The sequence below is a fragment of the Bradyrhizobium sp. BRP23 genome, assembly GCF_020194135.1.
Taxonomy (GTDB): domain Bacteria; phylum Pseudomonadota; class Alphaproteobacteria; order Rhizobiales; family Xanthobacteraceae; genus Bradyrhizobium; species Bradyrhizobium yuanmingense.
Map to the genome: position 1 here is coordinate 30,571 of NZ_JADYVW010000026.1, position 20,669 is coordinate 51,239.

A 20,669-nucleotide genomic window follows, 5' to 3' on the forward strand; every position below is an offset into this window, starting at 1 on the left:
TCGTGGTCACGCGTATTTTGTTTCCTCCATTCCTCGAGTCACCTCCGGCCGACTCAAAGCGCCGAGCGCGCGGGTCTTTGAACCGGCCCGGGTTTGCCGGAGGCCATTTGGTTTAAGTTATGCTGCCCTGGCCGGTTGTTCCAGCATGGTGTAGCAGCGTTGCTCAACTTCGGGCGGCGGTATGTTGCCGATGGGCTCGAGGAGCCTTCGGTTGTTGAACAATCCACCCATTCCAGGGTTGCGAGCTCGACGGCCTCGAAGCTGCGCCACGGCCCGCGCCCACTGCAAGGTGTTGCCGATCGCCCCTCGACCTATGACGCCAATGTGGCCAAACGGCTCGATCTCGCCAAGCTGTCAACGCGCGCCAGGCAGGACGCCGCGCTGAAGATCGAGGTCGGCGTGTCGCTGTGATGCACGAGCCCGCCGCCATGGACCGGTCGACGAATATCGCCAACCTCTACGTGGCCGCAGGGTTCAATTCATGCGGTATCGACTCTTCTGGTGGCGGTGGCAAAGTAATGGCCGAGTGGATGTCGACTGGCGTCCCTGTCGGTGACTATTGGGAAATGGACGTGTGGCGAGCCATGCCCTTCCAGCGCAATCGGCGATATTTGCGCGATCGAACGGGCGAGGCTGTTGGCAATCTTTGAGCCCTCCATTGGCCTCACAAGTCACCCGCGACGACTTCTTGTAGCGGCTCAGCAGCGCGCTCGCCGCCTCGTACAGCGCGCGGCGCACGTCGGCGTCGCGGGCCATGCTGATCCGGCCCTGGACGTCGATCGAGGAGCCGGACTGCCAGCGTCGCGAAGTCCGGCCAAAATAGGCTGCACGTCGCGCGGACCTTGCGCCACTCGCCCTCCCGCGTGCGGTTCAAATCGTAGAAGCGGCGAAGAGATGCGATCGCCGCGTGTCTTTCACCCGCGACTTGTGTCTACGCTCGTAGAAGCAACACAACGACGCGATTTGCCAAATTGCGATTCGTCCCAGCTTTAAGGCTGTCGTTTGACTGCAGCGGCAGCGACTCTGGACGATGCGATCGACAAGCAACATTCATTGTGTGGACAAATGAGCAGCCAGACGGCCGTCCGCGGCTAGGAGGAGTGCCGAAACTCCTTGCGCAACGTTTCAGAATGGGCTCCGCGAGCAGGAACCGGTCGCGACACCGGCGCTATCTCACCGTCAAAAATCGCGCCCGGCGCGATCACGTCGACATGGCCTGCTGGCGTTGACACAGGTATTCGACGGAGATGTGGGTGCTTGGCTACGTCCTCTATCTGGTTCAGCCGTCCGTACGCGAGTCCGGCGGCTTCCAGCTCACGCATGGCTTCGTCGCTCGGCGTTTGAGCAAACCGATTTACCACGATTTCATCCAAACTGGTCCTGTTGCGGATACGGTCCATGTTCTCGGCAAAATCGGGGTGGCGGATGAGTTCCGGTCGTTTGAGGAATTTGGTGCAGAAGTTGACCCATTCGCGGTCGTTTTGAACGGAGAAGATGACGTCCTTGCCGTCCGCACAGCGGTACGCCCCATATGGCGCGAGAGATGGATGGTTCACGCCCGCGCGCGCTGTATGATAGGCGCTGTAATCGAACTGAAGAACCGGAACGTTCATCCAGTCTGCGATGGCGTCAAATAGTGAGACCTGAATGGCCGTTCCTTCCCCGGTTCGCTCCCTAAGGAGCAGCGCCTGCAAGATGGCGTTGAGAGCGGTCATGCCGGCCGAAATGTCACATACGGAGACCCCGACGCGCGCTGGGCCCTCCGCTGTTCCGGTGATCGCGCAAAGCCCGGTCTCGGCTTGCACGATCAGGTCATACGCTTTGAGATGCGACAAAGCACCGCCATAGCCGAAGCCGGAGATGTCACAGGTGATCAACCGGGGATGGCGCTTCCGAAGATCCACCGATCCAAATCCAAGTTTCGTGATGCTGCCGGGCTTGAGATTTTGAATGAAGACATCAGCCTGAGCGACCATCGCTTCGAGGACTGCACGATCTTGCTCGACCGTGAGGTCGAGGCAGATGGATTCTTTTCCGCGGTTCAACCAGACGAAATATGCACTTTGGCCGTGAACGAGCTTATCGTAATTTCGTGCGAAGTCGCCCTCAGGGCGTTCGACTTTGATGACACGAGCGCCGGCATCGGCGAGGCGGGACGACGCATAAGGCGCCGCTACCGCCTGCTCGACGGCAACGACGGTAATACCTACTAACGCCGTCCTCATACGGACGCCCCTCCGACATTCTGACGGGAGTTCTGCGACCGGCGGTAGCCAAGAACGGAGAGCAGTCTGCTCTGCTCATTTCCGACGATCGAGATGCCCTCGTCAACGCCCATCCCAGGTCTTGCGAGCATCATGTCGGCCTGTGTTGCCACTGCAATGTTAACTGCCGCCCTTGCCGACAAATCCGTTTCCGTGCAGCTCCCACCCATATACGCGCCCACGCCATTCTCCTTGCAGACCAGCACGGCCCTGGCGGAGTCAGCGATCGAGCCCACGTCAGGCATCTTGATCTGAATCAGATGAGCCGCTTTTGCTTCGGCGAATAGCCGGATGTCGTCAAGCGTGTTGCATTGCTCGTCGACGACGACGCGGGCTTCGGTAGCGCGGCTATCGAGAAGTGCGACGATCTTGGCGTACTCCTCAAGCTGAGCTTCCGTTGATCCAAAGTCCGCCGGGCATTCAATATGAAGTCGGTATCCCGGCGCGTCATCCGCAACGCGCGCAATGAAATCGGCAATCTTCTGCGCCTGCATTCCAATCTCGAGGCCGATCCAACCGTAAACGTCGAAATGCAAAACGGGATGATATCCAGGCTGGCCGATTTCTTTCGTGCGTTTAACGACCCATTTGACGAACTCGCGAAACTTCTCCCCGGAAGGACCGAACTTCTCTCGCGAGTTGATCAAGCCATGCGGAAGCACATCAACCGACTTGAGAATCATCTTATCAACGTTGATTTCTCTCGAATCTCCGCTCTGAGCGTAGATCGGGACTGGCTTGTCGGGTAAAGGCAGGCGATATTCGGAGCAGATCACCTCGGCGAGCGTAGTCCGGCCAATATACGCAGCGGCGCGAAGTAAAGCTTGGCTCACACCATATTCAACGGCGAGAGGTAGGCGCTTGCCCTCATAGTGTGCGAGAACACGGTTACAAGAGCCAAGGAAATTGGAAACGTCGCCAGCGAGTAGCCGCGGGATCACAACGGATCTCGTGAGTGCTTCGACTGTGTCGACCTGAAAGACCGGCTCGCGACCGCCCGCGCCTGAGTACTGCACGTTCATCATGTCACCCCACACGATCGTGTCGTCTGACATGACGAGGCCGATGCTGAGCGACCGCGATGGAATGCGGATGGTCGGGAAACCGGGCGTCAGAGGCGCACCCAAATAACAAAAGCCATCTTGAGCCGCGCCGGCGCGTATTGCAGCTTGATCGTCGTAGAAGAAGCTTCCGTTCCCTGGAGCCAGAATCACATCTCTTATGGTGGGAGAGTTTCTCATTGCGCACTCTATCTAAGCGCAGCCATCTCGACTGCCATTCATCCCGATAAACCAAGGCCTTACATCACTTATGGCAAACTGGCCTTCGAACCTCCGGCCGCAGATTCAACGAGCAGCCTTGGCCTTCGGCGCTTAGGCGACTTCGATAAGCATCTGGATATTGCAAGCCACTCGTGCTTTAGAAACGGTTGGCTACTGCTCCAGAAACGAGTCAGGGGCAGGACAGTGATCTTCCTGTTTTGTCGCTCATGCCACGGAAGCGGCTGTGACTCCGTTGACGAGCTTCAGGTTCTGAAAGGCCCTCACCCCTTCGACACCACCTTCGTAGCCATAGCCGCTCTGTTTGATTCCTGCGTTTGGTGCATCCGCAGATACGCCCTTGAGGTGGTTCACGCTGATGGCACCCGCCGCAAGGCTGCGGATCATGCGCTTCTGAATCTCGAGAGATCCGGTGAAGAAATAGGCAGCAAGGCCATATTCGGTGGCGTTCGCTTCATCAATTGCCTCATCAATCGTATCGAACGGGGCAACCGTGAGAATCGGCCCGAACGGTTCGTCATGAAGAATCTGTGACTCGGGGTGGACATTGCTTAGAATTGTAGGCGCCCAATAAAAGCCCGGTCGATCAATGCGCTTACCACCGGTTTCAATCTTCGCTCCGCGATTGACAGCATCCCTGGTCAGGCGCTCCATCGCTTCAATACGCCTCGCATTCACCATTGGCCCCATATCCGTTCCAGGATCATCCGGCGCGCCGACTCTGATCTTTTCCGCCGCGCGGACAAGCGTGGCCAGAAACTCCTTGTAGATTGATCTCGCAACCAGAATCCGACTGGGAGCGTTGCAGCTTTGACCTGCACACTCAAACTTGTATTCCGATATTGCCCAAGCGGCCTTCGAGATATCCGTGTCTTCAAAGACGACAACGGGAGAGTGGCCACCGAGCTCTAGCACGCAGCGCTGCAGATTGCCGGCAGCAAGCTTCGCGAGCTGTTTGCCAACCGGTGTAGAGCCGGTGAACGACAACGCTCGGACAACAGGCGAAGCGAGCAGGTGCTCCGAGATCATCGGTGGATGTCCGAAGACCAGACTTACAACACCCGGCGGGACTTCCGCCTCCTCTAGGGCCTCGAGTATATAGACCCCAGCACTCGGAGCCTCCTCCGCCGCTTTCAGGATGACAGGGCAGCCGGCGGCAATAGACGCGGCAAGTTTTCGGGCGTTGAGGACTGCCGGGTAGTTCCAAGGCGTAAACGCAGCAACTACACCAATCGCTTCTGGTACGATCCGCCGCTTTTCGTCTATCGGAAATGGAGCAGACAATTTCCCTGCCTGAGCACCATTCCACTCGAGCATTTCGACTGCGCGGGCGTACTCACCCTTGGCTTCGGCCAGCGTCTTGCCTTGCTCCTTTGAGAGTGCCGCCGCCGCAAACTCGATCTTTCCTCGTAGGATCCGCGCGGCACGAACGAGGAGCGCTCCCCGTTCGGCGGCCGGAGTATTCGACCATCGCCGCAGACTCGCCTGTGCAGTCGTTAACGCATCGTCAAGATCCAACGCGGACGCGACGGCCACTCGGCCGAATTCCCGCTCGTTGGCAGGATCGATGATGGGCAAATCGGTGCCGTTTCCGCCTGAGCGCCACGCTCCGTTGATGAAGAGTTTGTAGTTGATGCTGTCGGACATAAGTCTCTTGCCGCTCTGCCGTTCGGTGTCTTGGTTGATTTCTTGGCACGATGCCCAATACCGTTACCCCTGGAAAAAGGCCGTCGCCGGAAAGATCCATGAGCGCGTGAGACAATCCGATGATGCTCACAATCGGCTTTCAGCGCAGGAGCTTTTCTTGAAAATGGCGGCCGCAACGTCTGCGGCCACCACTCTTTAGCCTTTCTTAGATTTTCTCACTGTCGCGAACGAGCTCGTCCATGATCGAGCGGATAGCACTCTCGGCAATTGAAACGATTTCATCGATTTCAGCCTTGGTGGTGACGAGCGGCGGGGCGAAACCGAGAATGTCGCCGTGCGGCATCGGGCGAGCGATCAGACCCCGGTCGCGGGCCGCCTTGGAAACGCGGGCACCAACTTTAAGAGACGCATCAAACCGCTTCTTCTTATCGCGATCGGCAACGAACTCGATGGCTCCCATCAGTCCGACCCCGCGCACTTCCCCGACAATCGGCAGCTGCGCGAATTTCTCCTTGAGCTGGGCTTGGAAGTAGGCGCCGACTTCCCGCGCATTGCCAGGAAGATTCTCTCGTTCCACAATGTCAAGTACGGCGTTTGCCGTAGCAGCTCCGATGGGGTGACCCGAATAGGTATAGCCATGCGAAAATGCGCCGACCTTGTCAGCGCCGCCTTCGAAAACCTTGTAGACCTTGTCTCCGACGATCGCTGCGGAGAGCGGGAAGTAGCCCGAAGTGAGCCCCTTCGCGATCGTGATCAGGTCGGGCTCGATTCCATAGTGCTCCGAGCCAAACATCGAGCCAGTGCGACCGAAGCCGGTGATTACCTCGTCGGCGATCAAAAGAACGTCGTGCTTCTTGAGCACAGCCTGGATTGCTTCCCAGTAGCACACCGGAGGCGGCGTGATACCGCCCGTGCCGAGCACCGGCTCGGCGATGAAGGCGCCCACAGTGTCCGGACCGAGACGCTCAATGAGCTGGTCGAGCTCAGCGGCGCGACGCGCCGAGAATTCGCGCTCGGTCTCCCCAGGATCGCAGCCCCAGTAGTAATGCGGGGCACCAGTGCGCACAATCTGCGACAGCGGAAGATCCATATAGTCATGGTAGAAGCTCATACCGGTCATTGAACCGGAAAGGACGCTGCAACCGTGATAGCCACGCTCGCGCGCGATGATCTTCTTCTTTTTGGGCTTACCTCGAAGATTGTTGTAGTACCAGACGAGCTTCGCCTGCGTCTCATTGGCATCCGAACCGGACATGCCGTAGAAGACCTTACTCATCTTCCCCGGGGCCATCTTGACGAGACGATCGGAGAGGATCGCGAGCTCATCCGTCGTATGCGCCGCGTAGCAATGGTAGTACGCGAGGCGATAGGCCTGACGTGAGATCGCTTCAGCGACTTCGGTTCGACCATAACCTACATTGACGCAGTACATGCCGGCGAAACCATCGATGAGCTGATTGCCGCTGGCGTCCTGGATTCGGATACCCTTTCCGGTTTCGATGACCGTCGGCTCGCCAAGCTTACCGGTCGCAAAGTCCTTGAGATGCGTGAAAGGATGCAGAACGCTGTTTTTGTCTTTTTCACTAATTTCTTTGATGTTGATTGCCATTGTGCACCACCCTCTGTTCAAGCTGCGAGGTTCGCGAAGCGAACGTATTTTGGCTCAACGAGACCGCACGTTGAGTCTTGATGGACGAGACCAGCCGCTTCCATCAGTACATGGATGGATATCGGCCAACCAACTTTGAGGCGACGATCGCCCCCACACCTATACTCGCGTAAGTTCAGGCGCATGAATCGGGTCGAAGTCGCACACAAGACCAAGGCGGCGCGCCCAACGCCGGACTCGTCGGCGGCCGCAATGCGTTTCCGCTCATCACCGAGGCGAACGATGGCGGCACTTCGAACGCCGCTTCCCTTGCAAACAACACACCTTCACTCACGCCACGAGCACGACATCCGCTGCGACGGATTACTCCGCGCAGCCTTACTCCTTCCGGCGGCGCGGGCACCGGCTGCTGGATAGTTTGAAAGACCATCTGTAAGTCCGGCACGCCCTTTTGTTGAAATGCCTATGCATTCAGGATACTGATGTGACGCACATATTTGCGTCGTATCTCCTGACGTTCGGAAGATTTCCTGCAACGTACAGGCAGTTGGCGCTGCGATTCACCCCAAGGCTGGAGCCGTTATGCAGTATGATCGAACAGACGCCCGCATCCTCGAGATCGTGCAAAAGAACAATCGTCTAACTTCCGAGGTGATTGGCGAAATGGCAGGGCTTTCTGCTACTGCATGTCAACGACGCCTGAAGCGGCTTCGTTCAGACGGTATCATTGAGGCCGATGTCTCGATCGTCTCGCCAAAAGCTGTAGGAAGACCTCTTCAGATGCTCGTGCTAGTGAGCCTCGAGCGGGAGCGCACGGATATAATCGATAGATTCAAGAAGGCCATCAAATCGTCAGCTGAGGTCGTGAATGGATTTTACGTCACCGGCGATGCTGATTTTGTCCTGTACGTTACAGCGCGCACCATGGACGATTATGAGCAGTTCACGCGTCGCTTCTTCTATGAGAACCCAAACATCAAGGGTTTTAAGACGATGGTTATTGTAGACCGTGTAAAGGTTGGCTTTGCAATTCCAATTGAGTCTGCAGACGATTGAGTGAGCTGGACTCGACATCTTGCTCCACAGATGGACCCGTTTGTGCGCGTTTTCACCGCTCACTCGCATAGAACGCGAAAAACCGGCTTTCTCGCTGCTGTACTTTCCGCTGCTATCGAGGGTCTGAGAATTCTCTTCAGATTTCGCGGGTAGCAGTGAGCGTCAAACAAGCGAGGATCGCGCCCCATCCGTTGCGACACAAAGGTAGCGACATCACACCGAATCATCGTGACCTCAATGTCACGTTCACGACGTCATGCAATCGGCCTAAGCGTTTTTCAACTGAAGCGCCTGACCCGGCAGACGAGCGTATTCGGGCGCCGCGATTCTGTTCCAGTCACGGGACATCATGGCACTTCTTCCGGACGATGGCCCAACTCCGTCCAAGCAACTCACAAGTCTCGGTTGCGTCCATGCTCACAGCGAGAGGTCACACTCACGCTGCGCGAGGAGACAAGTACCAAACAGATTTGCCCGAGAACTGTGGCTCTTTGGCGCTGCTCCCAAACGCAAATGCCCAAACGGAATTGGGAAAGCACTTGAGCAGTTGGTTGCGGTCAAGCTTGGCGGAACAGATCTGATCCGGAAATCATGCGGGAAGGGGCGAGGTCGAGAGGAATGATCGATCCATCCAGGCCACAGACATTCAGCTCCGACGGGATCATCGTTCCATTACGCTTTCGGACCTACCGACGCGTCTGGCTCGCCAGCTTGCTCGCCAATTTTGGCATCCTGATGCAAGGCGTCGGAGCGGCCTGGGCAATGACTCAGATGACGTCGTCCGCGGACCAGGTCGCGCTGGTGCAGACGGCGCTTCTGCTGCCGATAATGCTGATTGCAATGCCAGCTGGCGCTATTGCCGACATGCACGACCGTCGCATTGTCGCTCTGGTTGCGCTCTGGATTGAGCTTTGCGGCGCCATCGCGCTAACCATAGTCGAATGGTCGGGCTTCACTACGCCGACCTTGTTGCTGGTGCTTTGCTTTGTTATGGGCAGCGGCATGGCATTGAGGGGGCCTGCCTGGCAATCCTCTGTCAGCGAGCAGGTGCCGCCCGCCACGCTGCCGGCTGCGGTTGCGCTCAACGGGATCAGTTACAACATTGCGCGCAGCTTTGGGCCCGCAATCGGCGGTATTGTGGTTGCGACCGCGGGCGCCGTTGCCGCCTTCGCGCTGAATGCATGCTTCTATCTGCCGCTGCTGGTCGCACTGTTCCTTTGGAAGCGCGTCGCCGAGCCGTCGCGGCTGCCGCGCGAACAACTGAGCCGCGCCATTGTCTCAGGCGTACGCTATATTACCAACTCGCCGTCAATCAAGATCGTGCTGACGCGCACGTTTTTGACCGGTATGATGGGCGGTTCGATTTCGGCGCTGATGCCGCTTATTGCGCGCGATCTCTTGCATGGAGGTGCGCAGACCTATGGCGTCATACTTGGCGCCTTCGGCCTTGGAGCGGTTGTGGGAGCGGTCTTCATAGGCGAGGTGCGCAAGCGAATGAGCGGCGAGGCAGCGGTGCGTGCCTGCGCCCTGTCGATGGGGAGCGCCATCGCTGCGGTCGCCCTGAGCGATAATTCGATAATCACGGCGGCCGCTCTGCTGTTGGCAGGCGCGGTGTGGACGACGACGATGACGCTGTTCAACATTGCCGTACAGCTCTCCGCTCCGCGTTGGGTGGCTGGCCGATCGCTTGCGGCCTACCAGGCTGCAATCTCGGGAGGAATTGCGATCGGCAGCTGGGTCTGGGGGCGCCTCACGGATGGCGCCGGTGTTGAGGTCGCGCTGCTGGCTTCCTCGGCACTCATGCTACTCTCTCCACTCCTAGGACTCTGGCTTCGAATGCCCCCCATCACGGCAAGTGAGCAGGATACCGAGTCGCTCGCCGATCCCGAGGTACGGCTAACGCTCACCGCTCGGAGTGGCCCGCTGGTAGTCGAGATCGCATATCGCGTCTCGCAGGAGAATGCGCGGGCCTTTCACAACGTCATGCAGAATGTGCAGCTATTGCGACAACGCAACGGGGCCTATGGTTGGTCGATTGCGCGTGACATCGCCGACCCAGAACTATGGATCGAGCGCTATCACTGCCCGACTTGGCTAGACTATTTGCGCCAGCGCAATCGCTCGACTCAGTCGGAGCGCGCGCTAGATCGGCGCGCTTCGGCTTTTCATGTTGGTCCTGACCCGGTACGCGTCCGCCGCTTGCTGGAGCGCCCATTCGGATCAGTGCGATGGAAGGAAGACGTGCCCGACCGCACTGCGTCCGAAATGCCGCTCGATGATCCTAAACGTGGCGGCAGATAGCGTTAGTCCTCCGCTGGAGCCAGGACATCTACGGTCCAACCGAGGCGAAACTCTCGGTTGCAAGGCTCTCCGCAGCGAGAGAACCTGATGCGACGACGCGTGTGCTCAGACGTCGGACACCGGGTACGCCCGGTTCGCCGGTGTGTTCAATCAACATCCCCGGAACAAGCTAGCCATCTGTGAACGTGCCCGGCGCCGCTGCTCGGTCCTTAACGTGGAAGGATTGTGAACACCGGCACCGATGGCTTTAGCGCAGGAGAGTGCCGGTTTGGTGCGTACTTGATGTCTGCTTTCCGTATCCGTGCGGTGAAGGCCGCGTTGCCGAATGAGGCGTGTTGTTGAGTACTGTCCTTATGGACATGTGTGGACGCCCCCAATGATGCAAGAAGAATCTTTGGAACGAGCAAGGAGCGCGGTCGGGTGCTGACATGTGTCCGGCCTCTGATGCGGCCGTTACGTGCCGCCGGCCCGCATGGGAGTTCGCGGAGCGGGTCCAATTCAGTGATGCGCGCTCGGGGCGCGTGTCCATAACCTGGTTTTCCCGATCCCGTCTCTGACCTTTGCGCCATACTCTCCGTTCGACCTTCTCGCACCGCGGGTAGCAGTGAAGCTAGCCCGCCATAGCGGGAGCTCGATACGTTCCGCCTCTTGCCATCAATGCCCAGACTATGCGCGCCATCTTGTTGGCAAGCGCCACAGTCACCAGGATGGGTGGCTTACGATTCAGCATGTTCATGAGCCATTGGTTAGAAGAGCCCTTGAGCCTTGCCCATCGCACCGCAGCACTTGCGCCGATGATCAGTAGTCTGCGCAGTGTTCGCTCACCCATTCGAGAGGTCTCGCCAAGCTTCTGTTTTCCTCCGGTTGAGCGCTGCAGCGGTGTTAGACCGAGCCAAGCTGCAAAATCGCGGCCCTTCTTGAAGGCCTGAGCAGTCGGGGCTAATGCAACAAGCGCTGTCGCGGTAACAGGTCCTATACCAGGAATAGTCATCAATCGCTTGGCTTCCGTATCCGCTTTAATACGATGGGCAAGTTCTTGGTCTAAACGTGCGATCTTCTCATCCAGGGACTGCAACAGATCGACGAGCAATTGTAGGATCGATTGGGCCATCGTGGGAGTATCTGCTATCCTTTCCAGGAGTTTGGCGACGTGACACGGCCCCTTTGCGACGACGATCCCGAACTCAGCCAGATGGCCTCGTATTGCATTGATGACCTGGGTTCGCTGGCGAACCAGTAGAACGCGAGCACGAAATACTAGGGACGCTGCCTGTTGCTCCTCTGTTTTTATTGCTACGAAACGCATGGTTGGCCGCTGTGCGGCTTCACAGATCGCTTCCGCATCGGCTGCGTCGTTCTTTTGCCGCTTCACAAACGGCTTGACGTAAGACGGTGCAATGAGACGAATCTGATGCCCCAATTTTGCGATCTCTCGCCCCCAATGATGGCTGCTCGCGCATGCTTCCATGGCGACCGTAGAGGCCGGCTGCGTGGCGAAAAACTTGAGTACCTGATCCCGTCGCAGCTTCTTGCGGAAGACCACGGCTCCTGAAACGCTCGAGCCATGTACTTGAAACACGTGTTTCGCAAGATCCAGCCCAATTGTACCAACTCCTGACATGGGAACCTCCGTTTCGAATGATGCGCGGCGCCACTTTGCCACAATGAAGCTGTGAGGGGGCGTCCACCCCATCAGTGATAGGCGCAGTGCCCAAGTCGAAGGGCTTGAAGTGGTGGACACGGGCCGGCGACTGCGCTGGTCCGAGGATGAGAAGCTCAAGATCGTCCTGGAGAGTTTACAGGCGCCGCGTCAAGTCGCGGCAACGCTGTTTCGCGCTCATTGTTTCCGCGATGGCGACGGTCGCTCGGCCTGAGCCGAAGGATGCCGCCCATCAACCTAGCTTCGTAACGGAGATGGTGGTCGCGGAATCAGCGCCGGCGCCTTGTCCAGTCGCGCCGGCAAGCAGCGGCGGATTGATCGAGATCGAGTTTGCTGCCGGGGTTCGGATGCGGATCACGATAACGTACAGAGTCTTTCGCACTTTCAGGATTGACGGCTTCTTCTAGAATGAAGGGGCTTTGAATGAACGATGGGAATGCCATGGGTCAGGTGATCCAAATTGATGAGGCCCGGATTCGAGATCACCTGGGCGAGATGGTCCGCGGGACGGTGGAAGAGACCCTGAACGCCATGCTGGAGGCCGAAGCGGACCAGCTGTGCGGGGCTGGGCAGTATGAGCGCAGCCCGGCCCGGCAGGACACACGGGCAGGCAGCTACGAGCGAACGCTGCACACCAAGGGGGGCGACGTCAATCTGAAGGTCCCGAAGCTACGGCGGCAAACCTTCGAGACGGCGATTATCGAGCGCTACCGGAGGCGGGAGAGCTCGGTCGAGGAGGCGCTGATCGAGATGTATCTGGCCGGAATTTCGGTTCGGCGGGTCGAAGACATCACGGAGGCGCTGTGGGGCACCCGGGTCAGCCCGAGCACAGTGTCGAACCTGAACAAGATCTATACCAAGATCGAGGCGTGGCGGAATCGCAGGATCGAAGGCGAGCATCCATATCTCTATCTCGACGGCATCGTGATGAAGCGCAGCTGGGCTGGTGAGGTTCGCAACGTCTCGCTGCTGGTGGCCTCGGCGGTCAATGCCGAGGGGTTCCGAGAGATCCTCGGCTTCTGTGAGGGCGCCAAGGAGGACAAATCCGGCTGGTCATCGTTTCTGCGGCATCTCGTCGATCGCGGTCTCAGGGGCGTGCAGTTGGTTGTTTCCGATGCGTGCCGAGGTCATGTCGAAAGCGTTGCGGATTATCTGCCGGAGGCCCGCTATCAACGATGCATGGTGCATTTTTATCGCAATGTCTTCAGCCACGTGCCGTCGACCCGGGTCCGCGAGGTGAGCCACATGCTCAAGGCCATTCATGCCCAGGAGAGCCGCGCCGCGGCCGACGACAAAGCCAGGACCGTCATCGCGGATCTGCGGGCAAGCCGTATGGCCAAAGCTGCTGATCTCGTCGAGCAGGCGGTTCACGAGACGCTCGCCTACTATGCCTTTCCGGACATCCATTGGCGGAAGATTCGAACGAACAATCCGCTCGAGCGCATCATGAAGAAGATCCGGCGACGAACCCGTGTCGTCGGCGCCTTCCCCGACGGTCAATCCTGTCTCAACTTGGCGGCGGCCCGGCTGCGGCACATTGCCGGAACCGCGTGGTCGACCAAATGCTACATGAACATGCGACCGCTCTATCAGCCACAACTCTCTGAAACCGGAGCCGTCGCTGCAGCGAGACCGAACTTTGGACCAGCTAGAATTAGAGTTTTGCGCCTCTGATCACGTTGGCGGGCTGGTAGCGCCGACGTGTTTTTGCAGCAAAATCGGCGGCCGATTGCCGATCGCCCCGTGGGGCCGTTCCTCGTTATAGTATCTTCGCCAAGTCTCAACCTTTTCCTGGGCGTCCGCAAGGGACAGGAACCAATGGGCATTGAGACATTCGGCCCGGAAGCGCCCATTGAAGGCTTCGATAAAGGCGTTGTCGGTCGGCTTGCCTGGCCGTGAGAAGTCCAGCGTGACACCGCGCTGGTAGGCCCACAAATCGAGGTCGCGCGACACAAACTCGCTGCCTTGATCGACGCGGATCGTGGCAGGGATTCCCACTTCATTGCAAAGCCTTTCCAGAACATCCACGACATCGGTGCCGCGGAAGGTGAGCCGCGGCTCCAGCGCCGGCGAGAAGCGAGAGAAAATGTCGATGATCGTGAGCACCCGGAGCTTGCCGCCGGTTGCCAGCTGGTCATGGACAAAGTCCATCGCCCAGATCTCGTTGACCCGCGTCGCTGGCCGGCGGTCATCGCGCAGCTTGGCCTTGACCCGGCGCTTTGGCGATTTGTTACGCAATTGCAGGCCCAGTTCGCGATAGACGCGGCGGGTCTTGTTCTGGCCGTGACGCCATCCTTCGCGGCGCAACAGCACATGGACACGGCGATAGCCGTAGCGGACGCGAACATGGCAGATCTCCTTGATCCGAGCTTCGAGGGCCGCCTGGCCGGAGCGACGAGATTTGTAGTGATAGGTCGATCGATCGAACTCGAGGGCCTTGCAAGCCTTGCGGATCGAGACCTGCCACTCACCGCAAACCTCATCGACGAGCTTGCGCTTCCGACCAGGCTTCACAGCTTTCGGCGGATCACGTCCTGTAGCATCTCCTTGTCGAGCGATAGGTCCGCCACCAGCTTCTTCAGCTTGGCGTTCTCGTCCTCGAGCTGCTTCAACCGGCGCATCTCGGTCGGCAGCAGTCCGTCGTACTTTTTCTTCCAGTTGAAATAGGTCGCCTGGCTGATCCCGGCTGGGACCCCGTCGTTGCCCTGCTTCAGGATAAACGCCTTCTGGGCGTCCGAAAACTTCGAGGCCTTCATCGTTGTCCGCTTCTCCCAGCCGAGGGGATTTACGCAGCGCAACTCTAGCCAAAAATGGTCCAGTTTGCCGGTCTCAGATCATCGCCTGATCAAAAGTGCGAAACATTCTGGACAATACCCGGATCCAGGCACCGTCGACGCGGCGATGCTGAAGGCCGCGGTCGCGGCACTGGCCGATGGACGGCGGTGATGATATCCATTGTGTCGGGCGTGCGGGTATAGATTGCGACCGCTCACACCGATATGCGTCGCGGCATGAACTCGCTGGCCTTGCTGGTGCAGGAAGCGTTCACGTGCGACCCGCACGGCGGCGACCTCTATGTGTTCCGTGGCAAACGCGGCAAGCTGATCAAGATCCTTTGGTACCATTGCACTTGATACGGAGTGCTGAGGATCCACCTATGAGGAACGCAGCCAAAGTGAGTTCAATTGTTATGGACGTCGCTTTCGTCGCATCGCTTAGGCTTGATGACGTTTTTACGCGCCATATACCTCAATGCGCAGCAATCCGGCGACGTGCATCGAATAGCCTGCGGGCACGACACTGGCCTCAAGGTCGCGCCGAGCGCAATGAGAAGGATGCGCCTGCACAGATTGGCTAAACGGCTCGCCGGCGCTGTGACAGCGTTGTTTGCCGGCAGCGCGGTGGCAAATTCCGCCAACTGCCCGCGGCAGTATGCGCTCGGCACATCGCGCGTGCTCGCTGTCGATGCGGAGACCTATCCGCGCGTGGGGCTGGGAAGCTTTCCAGAAACCCTTCCTCTGGCGGACCATGAGGTCGTCCTTACCTTCGATGATGGACCACGGCCCCCGAATACAGAAAAGGTGCCGACGGCACTCGCGCAGAAATGCGTGCGGGCCACGTTCTTCCTGGTCGGCAGGTCCCCCGCAGCATTCCCCGAGCTCGTCCGCCGCATTGCCACCGAGGGGCACACAGTTGGGCACCATAGCTGGTCGCATCCTATGATGTCGAAGATTCCGCTCGAACAGGCTACGGAAGATATCGATCGAGGCATTGCGGCCGATGAACTGGCGCTCAACGGCGTCTCGATCACAACTCCGTCGGCAAATTTCTTTCGGTTTCCCTATTTCGACTCGCCCCCTGCGGTGCTCGACCACTTGAAGTCACGCGGGATTGCTGTGTTCGGTGCTGACCTTTGGGCGAGCGATTGGGCGAATATAACCCCAGATCGAGAACTACGGAATCTGATCGAGCGGCTAACGACCGCGAGAAAGGGTGTCATTCTGCTGCACGACGCCCAGGCCCGAACGGCCGCCACGATGCCGTTCTTGCGCTACCTGCATGAGAACGATTATCGGATAGTACATCTGGTGCCGGCTGCCCCGACCGTGACGAACGCTGAGATACCCCCTTAATCCCCGCATGGTCGACTGAACGACTCGCACTTGTCGCGCGGACGACGGGGGGTCGTGAACCTAGCAGGCTAGATAGTCGGGGTGAAAGATCACGCCGACTTAGGTCAGTCGGGGCGCTAGGCGCCAGCTTCTGCTCACCATTTTCTACTTGCGAACGGCGGGGCAGAACGTTGAAAAGAGCTACATCGACTTCGCGACGAATTCGATCGGCGCCTTGGACATAGAGGCGATGCCTATGGTCGCTGCCTCGACCACGACTCTGGCGATCCGCATCGACCCCACTATGGTCATTCGCCGCAGTGTCGCGCACTTCAGCGAGCTCTTACATTCCTGTTTGCAACATTCCCCTGGATGCAGGCGCGGACATCGGAGTTTTCGTCAATCCTCCGACGAGGCTTCAACTGGCACAGCGAAACCTACCTTTACGCGGTCTACTACGACCATCGTCTTGACCGCCTTGATGTTTGGGTTCGTATAGAAGAACCGCCTGGTGAACTGCTCATAGTCCTCCATGGTGGGCGCAGTAATGTATAAAAGGAAGTCCGCGTCGCCAGTAACGTAGAATCCATTCACGACTTCAGCGGACGATTTGATGGCCTTTTTGAACTTATCGACTATTTCCGAACTTTCCCGCTCCAGGCTTACCAGCAGTAGCATTTGAATGGGTCTGCCAACCGCCTTCGGCGAAACGATCGAGATGTCGGCCTCGATGATGCCTTCCGAGCGGAGTCGCTTCAGTCGTCGCTGACACGCGGTAGCGGAAAGCCCGACCATTTCGCCGATGACATCGGAAGTCAGTCGGTTGTTCTTTTGCACGATCTCGAGGATGCGGGCGTCTATTCGATCGTATCGCATAGTTGCTGCCACGGAGATGAACTTCATTGATAAATGCCACCGGTATACAGAAAATCGACCGAATGAAGAAGAAATGCAAAGGTTTTCGACACGCCGCCTGCTTCCCGCCCCCATGAGAAGTCGCTGCGGGCAACCCCAAGGAAGCCCGTCTGGTCCCGCTGAAGTTGTGATCGTCAGAATCATCTCGGGATTGAGCACGTCAAGAAGGACACTTACGCCGCGAGCCGGTTAACGGTAAGCGCTGTTCGGTGGGGTGACGGGGTGATCTGCGAGGCTGCGGTTCGGTTTGGACCCGTTAGGTTTAGAATGGGCACAGTGCATACTACTATCACGGAGCCGGTGCGGCGGCTCCAGGTCTTCAACCGAGCCGGCCGTCGGCGGAAGTGGAACGACGAGGACAAGGCCCGGGCTGTTGCGGAGATCGTTACGAGTGGCGGCTCGGCTCGGTAACGCGACAGCATGGATTGTCGCCGCAGCAGCTGTTTTGCTGGCGCCGTCAGTTGCGAGCAGCAGCGCGCGGTCATTTCGAAGCAGAAAAAGTACAGTTTGTGCCGGCGGTGGTGGATGCCGTAGTGCCGGCGGCCGCACTTGGGCGCGAGCGCAAAGCGGTGCGCCGCAAGGCCAAGGCCGGGGTCATCGAGATCGAAGTTGACGGCATCACGATCCGGGCGTCCGTGGTGCGGACCCGACGATGATTGCGTCGATCATCCAGGCGCTGAAGGTGAGCTGGTGATCGGGCCGTCGGGTGCGGTCCGGGTGATGGTGGCGACCAAACCGGTAGACTTCTCCATGGGAATGGAGGGGCTTGTTAGCCGGCGTGCGAGAGCATGGGGGCAAATCCGTTCTCGGGAGCTGTCTATGTGTTCCGGAAGCGGGCGGATCGGATCAAGCTAGTGTTCTGGGCCGGAACGGGCCCGTGTTTGTTCGTCAAGCGGCTCGATGATGGGATCTTCCGCTGGCCGAAGTTCGAGTATGGCGTAGTACCTGTCGGCGGCGAATTGTCGGCATTGCTCGAAGGCTTCGACTGGCGGCGTGTCCACGCGCGACGAAAGACGCCGGCGCCAACGCAGCTGGATAGTTGTTGGCGGCGCTGCGGCGAAGTGAATCAGAAGCGCCAGACGCGTCGCCCTGATGGCGGCGAATATGCTCTGAATTGGGTGTTAGCGAGGCCCTGCCTGACGATCCCGAGACGTGCAAAGCTGCTTGCCGAGCGGTGCGAGAGCGAACGACTGCGTCAGATCATCAAGGAATTGCAGCGGCATCGGTTTGGCCGGCCAGCAGAGACACTGCCTGAAGATCAGATGCTGCCGGGCCTGGAGGACGTCGAGCAGGTGACAGCGTACAGCGAGATGGCGCAGGACGTCAGCGCCAGCTGAAGGCCGTGAGGTGCGAGCCGTAGGCGCCGCGGCAACCGTGACGCCTAGCCGACGCACCTGGCGCGGATCGAGCTCGTCGTTGACATTGAGAACAAGACATGTGCCTGGTGCCAGAGCGAGCTACATCGGATTGGCGAGGATAGAAGCGAGCGGCCGGACCCGGTTCGGGCGCGGTTCCGGATCCTCGTGACGCGGCGTCCCAAATACGCCTGCCCTGCTTGCTAAGACGGTGTCATGCAGGCACCGGCCCCGACACGGTCGATCGAGGGCGGACTGCCGACCGAAGCCGCCGTCGCCCAGGTTCTGGTGTCTAAATATGCCGATCACCTGCCGCTCTATCGGCAGGCCCAGATTTACCGCCAGGGTATTGAGTTTGGCCGTGGCGGACCGGGTGCGGCAGGCGGTCTTCCATCTGCGTCCGTTACATGAGCGCCTCCTTGGCAAGCTCAAGCAACGGCCAAAGCTGTTCGCCGACGAGACGACACGCGCCCCAAGACGGGTCAGCTCTGGGCCTATACGGCGGACGACCGGCCATGGGGCGGGCGCCGATCCGCCGGGCGTCTCCCATGTCTATGCCCTCCGATCGCCTGAACGCCGACCACTTAAGTGGCGGGTCGGCCGGGGTGAGCTTAGCCAATGGTCCCGAGCGCCACCATGGTGCAGACGGCGACCGGCCGACGTTCCCCGCGCGCTCCACTTGCGGCGGCGCATAGCGCGTCCTTCTTTAGCTTCAATCACTAGGCTCGCGTTGCTTCAAGCACAGCCGCTCAATGAAACAACTGCGTGCGGACCTTCCTAAGCTCTCCGTCAAAGTCTGCTTGGTACTGAGTGGGGCGCATTAAACCAGTGCGACCCGCGAACCATCTCTGGTCGGCCTCCCGGCGAGCCGTGAAACGGTCCACGCATTTCCTGGAGCAAAGAACAGTTCGCCAAGAGTCGTGGCGGATCAGCCCGAACTATCCGCCGCAGACGCCACAGCGCTTTACTGTACATGGAGGGTATTATGAGAGCTGTTGTGCATTCTCGCCTCCTGCTGATGCCATGCGGAGAGTCGCCGCGCACCGTCGTGGCGCCGCATCTCGCCCGCACGTCACGTGCGGCGTCGGCATTTCAAGTGCCTGCATCAACTGACACCGGCGCAACAGTTGACTCTGGTGTGCGCCTGCTTGGCGAAGCGGCACGCTGTATCCCCGTGCCTCGCCAGCCAAATCTTCAAGCTAACTATACCAATGTTTGCAATCCTAGTTGATGCGCGATTCGCCCTTTGTCGCTGTAATCCTGCGTCTAACTCGGATCAGTCGCCGAAATTCGACTCATCTGGCAGCGGCTGCGCATAGCTGCGATCGCCATTAATCTGTGAGACCTTTTTTTCGCTGATGGACGGGACGCGCCAAATACTCCGCGGGCTGGCGAGAATATTGACGTGTCATTCTGAGCTGCTTGAATCCGCCCAGAGAGCGGTCTCGCTGGGACTTTGGCTGTGAGCTTGCCTTGACCAGGAGTTCGGCAGACATCACCGTCCGCATCGAATCTCCCTTTACGACAGGAGGAGGAGCATATGAAATACCCGATTGGACTACTCCTTGCCGTGTTACTCCTCGGTCCAGTTCTGGCTCAGAAAACTCAGCGAGAACCTATGCTGATTGAGCAGATACGACCCGGAGTGACCTACGAGGATTGCGTCACCCGCTGCCAAAAGTGCGGAAGCGGCAAGAATCCGTACTGCATCAAGAATTTCTGCACCGGTTATCCTCACCGAAAGCCCGGCGCGGCACCGTTGCCAGTGGTCTGCCCACAGTACTCATAGGCCTGTCACAGTTGGGAGCCTCCTTAATTCGGCGAATGTCGCCGTGTTAAAGTTCCCGATGAACGCGTTCTGCATGGGCTTGCCCCGCGATGTACTGCTAGGTAGCGCGGCTCTGTATCGGCTTACGTCAGAATTGCGTTGCTGTGAGTTCGGTGTCGTTGTCGCTGACCAGCGTCTTGGGCTTCCCGCGTTCGGTGATCAGCCGGTCTAGCTCCCGCGCCACCCGGGTGCCGGGAGCAAGGGATCGGCCACCAGTGCCAGACAATGGTCAGAATACGGAAGGGACGGACGTCGGTCAGCTGGTCCGATAGAAAGTGGGAGCCTCCAACGATCGTTGGAGATCATCGGCCGCCATATCAGCGCCATAGTCCCAATTGCCCGCTTACGGCCGCCATGGCGCCGTAGCCTTGTGGTTGACCAGATAGCCCTCCCGCTTGAGCAGCATGTGCGGGCGTCGACAGCCGAAACGGCGACCTACCTCGGCGATCACCCTCTCGCGCTTGGCGTTGGCCGGCATCATCCGCCCGGGTCGCCTTGCTCATCGTCATAAAGCAGCAGCCGATGACTTTACACGCCCGCAGTTCGCTCATCCCGAAGGCTCCACGGAGATGGGCGACAGCTTTCCGCTTGGCCGCTTGCGTCACCATTAATGGGATGGTCCGCACCGTCCTCCTCCCTCAT

Annotated in this window: 16 protein-coding genes and 3 pseudogenes; 10 read left to right on the forward strand and 9 right to left on the reverse strand. The window is 58.9% G+C overall.

The features are described from left to right. The first annotated feature begins 159 nt into the window (after positions 1-159). Positions 160-411, forward strand: a complete 252-nt coding sequence (locus I6F24_RS35840) for a hypothetical protein (RefSeq protein WP_225131243.1) — start codon at positions 160-162, stop codon at positions 409-411. A 17-nt stretch (positions 412-428) separates the two neighbouring features. Continuing rightward, positions 429-650, forward strand: a complete 222-nt coding sequence (locus I6F24_RS35845) for a hypothetical protein (RefSeq protein ID WP_225131252.1) — start codon at positions 429-431, stop codon at positions 648-650. Positions 651-687: 37 nt separating this feature from the next. Here I6F24_RS35845 and I6F24_RS35850 read toward each other — a convergent pair. The 5 genes and pseudogenes from I6F24_RS35850 to I6F24_RS35870 all read right to left on the reverse strand — a co-directional run. Next, positions 688-843, reverse strand: a pseudogene (locus tag I6F24_RS35850) (transposase); the annotation flags it as partial. A 248-nt stretch (positions 844-1,091) separates the two neighbouring features. Next, positions 1,092-2,225: a CaiB/BaiF CoA-transferase family protein gene (locus tag I6F24_RS35855; RefSeq protein WP_225131254.1), complete on the reverse strand. Its 1,134-nt coding sequence runs from the start codon at positions 2,223-2,225 to the stop codon at positions 1,092-1,094. Beyond that, positions 2,222-3,505 (reverse strand): methylaspartate ammonia-lyase, encoded by a 1,284-nt coding sequence (locus tag I6F24_RS35860; protein WP_225131256.1) that lies wholly within the window; start codon positions 3,503-3,505, stop codon positions 2,222-2,224. Before I6F24_RS35860 ends, I6F24_RS35855 begins: the two co-directional genes overlap by 4 nt. 246 nt (positions 3,506-3,751) lie before the next feature. Then, positions 3,752-5,191 carry an aldehyde dehydrogenase family protein gene (locus tag I6F24_RS35865; protein WP_225131258.1) on the reverse strand — a complete coding sequence of 480 codons (1,440 nt, stop codon included), beginning with the start codon at positions 5,189-5,191 and terminating at the stop codon, positions 3,752-3,754. A 205-nt stretch (positions 5,192-5,396) separates the two neighbouring features. Continuing rightward, complete coding sequence (locus I6F24_RS35870) at positions 5,397-6,800, reverse strand: aspartate aminotransferase family protein (RefSeq protein ID WP_225131259.1); 1,404 nt, start codon at positions 6,798-6,800, stop codon at positions 5,397-5,399. A gap of 582 nt (positions 6,801-7,382) precedes the next feature. On the opposite strand from I6F24_RS35870, the gene I6F24_RS35875 reads away from it, so the two are divergent. Together I6F24_RS35875 and I6F24_RS35880 are read left to right on the forward strand one after the other, a co-directional pair. After that, positions 7,383-7,856: an Lrp/AsnC family transcriptional regulator gene (locus I6F24_RS35875; RefSeq protein WP_225131261.1), complete on the forward strand. Its 474-nt coding sequence runs from the start codon at positions 7,383-7,385 to the stop codon at positions 7,854-7,856. Between the two features lie 618 nt (positions 7,857-8,474). Beyond that, complete coding sequence (locus I6F24_RS35880; RefSeq protein ID WP_225131263.1) at positions 8,475-10,157, forward strand: MFS transporter; 1,683 nt, start codon at positions 8,475-8,477, stop codon at positions 10,155-10,157. A 610-nt stretch (positions 10,158-10,767) separates the two neighbouring features. Here I6F24_RS35880 and I6F24_RS35885 read toward each other — a convergent pair. Together I6F24_RS35885 and I6F24_RS35890 are read right to left on the reverse strand one after the other, a co-directional pair. Continuing rightward, positions 10,768-11,778: an IS110 family transposase gene (locus tag I6F24_RS35885; RefSeq protein ID WP_225131265.1), complete on the reverse strand. Its 1,011-nt coding sequence runs from the start codon at positions 11,776-11,778 to the stop codon at positions 10,768-10,770. A gap of 308 nt (positions 11,779-12,086) precedes the next feature. After that, complete coding sequence (locus I6F24_RS35890) at positions 12,087-12,260, reverse strand: hypothetical protein (protein ID WP_225131267.1); 174 nt, start codon at positions 12,258-12,260, stop codon at positions 12,087-12,089. Here I6F24_RS35890 and I6F24_RS35895 point away from each other — a divergent pair. Continuing rightward, positions 12,259-13,491: an IS256 family transposase gene (locus I6F24_RS35895; RefSeq protein ID WP_225131268.1), complete on the forward strand. Its 1,233-nt coding sequence runs from the start codon at positions 12,259-12,261 to the stop codon at positions 13,489-13,491. The two genes, I6F24_RS35890 and I6F24_RS35895, sit on opposite strands and share 2 nt — an antisense overlap. On the opposite strand, the gene I6F24_RS35900 is transcribed toward I6F24_RS35895, so the two are convergent. Further along, positions 13,492-14,573, reverse strand: a protein-coding gene (locus tag I6F24_RS35900; protein ID WP_225148724.1) for an IS3 family transposase whose coding sequence is annotated in 2 segments (ribosomal slippage) — positions 13,492-14,333 and positions 14,333-14,573 — 1,083 coding nt in all. Because the reading frame shifts where the segments join, the coding sequence is not laid out codon by codon here. 222 nt (positions 14,574-14,795) lie between these two features. On the opposite strand from I6F24_RS35900, the gene tnpB (I6F24_RS35905) reads away from it, so the two are divergent. Beyond that, the gene (gene tnpB / locus I6F24_RS35905) at positions 14,796-14,951 is read left to right on the forward strand and encodes an IS66 family insertion sequence element accessory protein TnpB (RefSeq protein ID WP_225131278.1); all 156 of its coding nucleotides are present in this window, start codon (positions 14,796-14,798) and stop codon (positions 14,949-14,951) included. Between the two features lie 201 nt (positions 14,952-15,152). Further along, on the forward strand, positions 15,153-15,950 hold the full coding sequence (locus I6F24_RS35910; RefSeq protein WP_225131281.1) for a polysaccharide deacetylase family protein: 798 nt from the start codon (positions 15,153-15,155) through the stop codon (positions 15,948-15,950). 378 nt (positions 15,951-16,328) lie between these two features. Here the strand turns inward: I6F24_RS35910 and I6F24_RS35915 are convergent, their stop codons facing one another. Further along, entirely contained in the window at positions 16,329-16,805 is a 477-nt protein-coding gene (locus tag I6F24_RS35915; protein ID WP_071917732.1) for an Lrp/AsnC family transcriptional regulator, read from the reverse strand. Positions 16,806-17,269: 464 nt separating this feature from the next. Between I6F24_RS35915 and I6F24_RS35920 the strand changes: the two genes are divergently transcribed. The 3 genes and pseudogenes from I6F24_RS35920 to I6F24_RS35930 all read left to right on the forward strand — a co-directional run. Next, a complete protein-coding gene (locus I6F24_RS35920; protein ID WP_249786645.1) occupies positions 17,270-17,500 on the forward strand; it encodes a hypothetical protein in 231 nt (76 codons plus the stop codon). 132 nt (positions 17,501-17,632) lie between these two features. Next, positions 17,633-17,833: pseudogene (gene tnpB / locus I6F24_RS35925) on the forward strand (IS66 family insertion sequence element accessory protein TnpB); the annotation flags it as partial. 125 nt (positions 17,834-17,958) lie between these two features. After that, positions 17,959-18,758: pseudogene (locus I6F24_RS35930) on the forward strand (transposase); the annotation flags it as partial. Positions 18,759-20,669 lie beyond the last annotated feature (1,911 nt).